Annotated in this window: 5 protein-coding genes; 1 reads left to right on the forward strand and 4 read right to left on the reverse strand. The window is 68.3% G+C overall.

The features are described from left to right. The first annotated feature begins 43 nt into the window (after positions 1 to 43). The gene (locus AC08OJ_RS19015; protein WP_476596449.1) at positions 44 to 1,000 is read left to right on the forward strand and encodes a terpene synthase family protein; all 957 of its coding nucleotides are present in this window, start codon (positions 44 to 46) and stop codon (positions 998 to 1,000) included. Between the two features lie 81 nt (positions 1,001 to 1,081). On the opposite strand, the gene AC08OJ_RS19020 is transcribed toward AC08OJ_RS19015, so the two are convergent. Genes AC08OJ_RS19020 through AC08OJ_RS19035 form a run of 4 tightly spaced genes read right to left on the reverse strand, consistent with a single transcriptional unit; the run spans position 1,082 to position 3,915 of the window. Continuing rightward, on the reverse strand, positions 1,082 to 2,536 hold the full coding sequence (locus tag AC08OJ_RS19020; RefSeq protein WP_476594608.1) for a cytochrome P450: 1,455 nt from the start codon (positions 2,534 to 2,536) through the stop codon (positions 1,082 to 1,084). 2 nt (positions 2,537 to 2,538) lie between these two features. Beyond that, a complete protein-coding gene (locus AC08OJ_RS19025) occupies positions 2,539 to 3,183 on the reverse strand; it encodes a GTP-binding protein (RefSeq protein WP_476594609.1) in 645 nt (214 codons plus the stop codon). Further along, complete coding sequence (locus AC08OJ_RS19030) at positions 3,164 to 3,538, reverse strand: DUF742 domain-containing protein (RefSeq protein WP_476594610.1); 375 nt, start codon at positions 3,536 to 3,538, stop codon at positions 3,164 to 3,166. The genes AC08OJ_RS19025 and AC08OJ_RS19030 overlap by 20 nt, the downstream gene beginning before the upstream one ends. Further along, positions 3,535 to 3,915, reverse strand: a complete 381-nt coding sequence (locus tag AC08OJ_RS19035) for a roadblock/LC7 domain-containing protein (protein WP_476596450.1) — start codon at positions 3,913 to 3,915, stop codon at positions 3,535 to 3,537. Before AC08OJ_RS19035 ends, AC08OJ_RS19030 begins: the two co-directional genes overlap by 4 nt. Positions 3,916 to 4,047: the final 132 nt, after the last annotated feature.

Genomic DNA, 4,047 nt, shown 5'->3' on the forward strand with positions numbered 1-4,047 from the left:
GACGCATATTGGCTTGCATTAATTACTTCATTACGAATTCACGGTGCACGAAGCTGCGCGCTCCTGGCAGCCGAACGAGAACGCTGCCGAAGCCCTGGCGCACACCGTCGAATGGCTCACCTGCTTCCAGGTCTGCACACCCCGGGCCGAGAGGTACGCCACGCTTTCGGCCTGGGTATACCCTCTGGCCCCGCTGCCGGAGCTGGAACTCGCTTACGACATCCACGCCTTCTTCCGGATCTACGACGACTTCACCGACGATCTCGTGGCGGACATCAGCCGCATCAACGTCATCAGCGCGGAGCTCACCGGGATTCTCTACGGGAGACCCGCGAAGTCCCCCATGGAGATGATCTTCCATGACCTGTGGGCGCGGCAGACCGCCAGCTCGCCGGACCAGTGGGTGGCTCGGGTCAGCGAGCACTGGGAATGGTACTTCAACACGCAGGCCACTTATGCGGCGATGCGGGACCGGCGGATGGACACGACGGTCGAAGAGTACTTGGAACTACGCCTGGGAAACGGCGCGGTGCCGCTGTGCCTGGTGTTCGGCGAGAAGATGAATTTCACCTATCTGGCGCCGCACATCCACCACTGTACCCAGCTGCGACTGCTGCGCAGGCTGGCCAGCGACATCATCGTGTACTGCAACGACGTCTACTCCTCGGTCCGCGACGCGAAGCGTGACGACCCGCGCAACCTGATCGCGATCATCCGCGACCAGGACGGCTGCGATTGGCAAGAGGCAAGAGCTCGTTGCGAGCAGGAGATGCGGACGCTCGACCAGTCGATACACACCACAAAGCAGCGCCTTGACACGGCCTTCGACGTGCTGCAGTTCACCGACGCAGAACGCGCCCAGGCCCGGATGGGTGCGAGGATCGTCGACGACTGGAACTGGGGTTACCAGGCGTGGGCCGCCGTCAACGAACTGTTGATGGACACGGATCCGCCGCGCGAGGAGATCTCTCGCATGCTGACCTCGCCGCAGGCGGTCTGACGGCGCGTCGGAAACAAAAGAGTAGCGCCCGGGAGCGATTCCCCGGCGCCGCTCGGCGGTACGTCAGCCGACCGTGAACCCTTAGCGTCGACCGCGGAACATGCCGCCCAGCGAGGCCCAGAAGCCGCGGCGGGTGTCCACTCTGGCCTGCGCGTCGGCCTCGGCCACCGCCGCCAGCGCGTCCTTCGCGGCGCTCGGCTCGACCACCGGGGCGGAGAACGCCGGGGCGGCTGGCGCAGACTGCGGGGCGGGGCGGCGCTGCGGGGCGAACTTGACCGGGAGCGCGTCAAGGTGCCGGGACCAGGTCGAGGCGGTCCAGGTCAGCTGCTCCTCCGGCACCGTGAGGTGCAGGTCGGGTAGCCGGTTGAGCAGCACGTCGACGCCGGTGTCGGTGATGGCGCGGGCGATCTCCTGTCCCGAGCACTCGTGCGGGCCCCGACTGAACGCCAGGTGCGAGCGGTTGCCGTGCATCGGCGCGTCGAGATCCGGACGGATCTCCGGATCCGCGTTGCCCGCCGCGATGCCGAGCAGCAGCATGTCGCCCTCGCGGATCTCCTTGTCGGCGAAATGCATGTCGTGCGTGGCGAACCGCGCCGGGCAGACCAGCAGCGGCGGATCGTCCCACAGCATCTGCTCGACCGCGTCCGGCAGCGTCATGAGCCCGCCGGCAAGCGACGCGCGGAAGCGGAGGTCAGTCAGCACCATCCGCAGCGTGTTCGAGACCAGGTTCGTCGTGGCCTCGTAGCCCAGCACGATCACGAGGCGCAGGTGGTTGAGCACCTCCTCGTCGTTCAGCCCCGAGGGGTGCTGGACGAACCAGGACGCCAGGTCGTGCGCGGGGGCCCTGCGCCGCTCCTCGGTCAGCGACCGCAGGGTGCCGATGATGTACTGGTTGTGCGCGTACGCCTCCTCGCCGCCGCTGACCATGCCAACGATGGCCTCGATCAGTTTCCGGCCGTACCCCTCGCTCAGGCCGACCAGCCGGCTCAGCACGAGCATCGGAAGGTAAACGGCGAACTGGGTCACCAGGTCCGCGCGGCCGTCCTCGACAAAGCCGTCGATCAGCTGGTTCGCGTAGCGCTGGACGTGCCGCCGGGTGCCGTGCCGGTCGAACCTGGTCAGGCACTCGTTGACCGCGGCGCGCAGCCGCGCATGTTCCTCGCCATCGTAGGACACGACGTCGGGACGCCATCCGATGAGCGGAAGCAGCGGGTCGTCCGCGGCGATCCTGCCCTCGTTCCAGTCCCGCCAGAGCCGGGCGTCCCGGGTGAACCGGCTCGGGGTGCGAGCGACCTCCATGTTCTCCCGGTAGCCGAGCACCAGCCAGGCCGGGACGCCACCCTCGAGTTCCACCGGGGCGATCCTGCCGTGTTCCGCGCGGAGCTTCTCGTAGACCGCGCCGGGATCGTGCTGCGCTTCCGGGCCGTAGAGCGCGGTCCGTGCGGCATCCTGCGCGAAGGCCGCGTGCGCCGGACACCCCGGCGGCGGGATCGCAGCGCCTGATTCCGCGCCTGCTTCGGGAATGGATGTTGACACACTTACTCCGTGGCGGCCGAGGCGGCCACCGGGGCCGCGGATTGGGTGGACAGCCAGTACAGGTAGCGCATGAGGGCCAGCAGGGTGTCCCGGCTCGAGGCCCGGCTGCGCGCGTCGCACGCGACGATCGGCACGACGGCCGGCAGATCCAACGCGGCACGGACCTCGTCCAGCGGGTGGTTCGGGGCGTCCGGGAAGACGTTGATGGCCACGATGAACGGCACGCCGCCGTCCTCGAGCCGCCCGATGACGTCGAAGCTGGCCTCGAGCCGCCGGGTGTCGACCAGCACGACCGCACCAAGGGCTCCCTCGAACAGGCCGGTCCACAGGAACCAGAAGCGCTGCTGCCCAGGCGTGCCGAACAGGTAGAGCACCAGTTGCTCGTTGATGGTGATCCGGCCGAAGTCCATGGCCACGGTGGTCGCATCCTTCTGCTCGACCCCGCGGACGTCGTCCACCCCGACGCTGACCTCGGTCATCGTCTCCTCGGTCGTCAGCGGTCTGATCTCGCTGACGGAGCCGACCAGGGTCGTCTTGCCGACGCCGAACCCGCCGACCACGACAATCTTGACCGCGGTGGCGGCCGAGGCGGGCAGCGTGTCGTCGCGTGCCGGCCCGACGGCCAACTCAGAGCCTCTGGAGTCCATTCATCACCGCCTTGAGCAGTTCAGGATCGCCGATTCCTTCCATGCGCACCGAGGCACGCACCTCGACGAGCGAGTCCCTGAGCAGGTCGGAGACCAGGATGGCGACTACGCTGAACGGCAGCTTGAGGTACGCTGAGATCTCCGCCATGGACAGGGGCCAGTGACACATGCGCAGGATGGACGCGTGTTCCGGCTGCATCTCGGGCCGGGCCGCGGCCCGCGCCACCACGAGGGTGATCAGGTCGATGTCGGCCCGGCGGCCCGAGGCGCCGCGCCCGCCGGTGAGGACGTACAGGCGCTCGGGACCGCCCTGCTCCCAGGCGGAGGACGCGTCGTTGATCGGGGACGGGGTCACCCGGCCGTCCTCTCCTCCATCCGCGACGGGCTGGTGAGATGCTCACCGATACGTGCGACCAGGTTGCGCATCTGCTGTCCCATCAACCCCGCGTCCACCCCTTCGTCGGCCAGCACCGCGAGGTACGCGCGCGCGCCGGCCGCCATGAGGTAGAAGAATCCCCCGCCCACCTCGATCACCACGAGCCGCATCCGCTTGTCCCCCTGCGGGAACTCGGCGCCGACGGCGGCGGACAGGCTCTGCAGGCCGGCGCACGCGGCCGCGAGGCGGTCGGCGGTGTCCACATCCGTGTTGTACTGGGCCATGCGCAGGCCGTCCGCGGTCAGGACGATGATATGCCGGGTGCCCGGCACGCTCTCCGCAAGGTCCTTGAGCATCCAGTCCATGCTGGGCCGCAGGTGGTCCATCGGCTACTCGCTTTCCTTACTCGACGCATCGTCAGTCAAAGCGTGCTGGGTGCTCGTTCCCTCGCCGGAGACCGCGTTCTGGAACGCGGCAAGCCACAGCCT

This window comes from Frankia sp. CgKIO3 (assembly GCF_977946435.1).

Bases quoted from the DNA above. Each gene is read 5' to 3' on its own strand.
- AC08OJ_RS19035 (WP_476596450.1), bottom strand. From the start codon at position 3,915: ATGCTCAAGGACCTTGCGGAGAGCGTGCCGGGCACCCGGCATATCATC.
- AC08OJ_RS19025 (WP_476594609.1), bottom strand. From the start codon at position 3,183: ATGGACTCCAGAGGCTCTGAGTTGGCCGTCGGGCCGGCACGCGACGAC.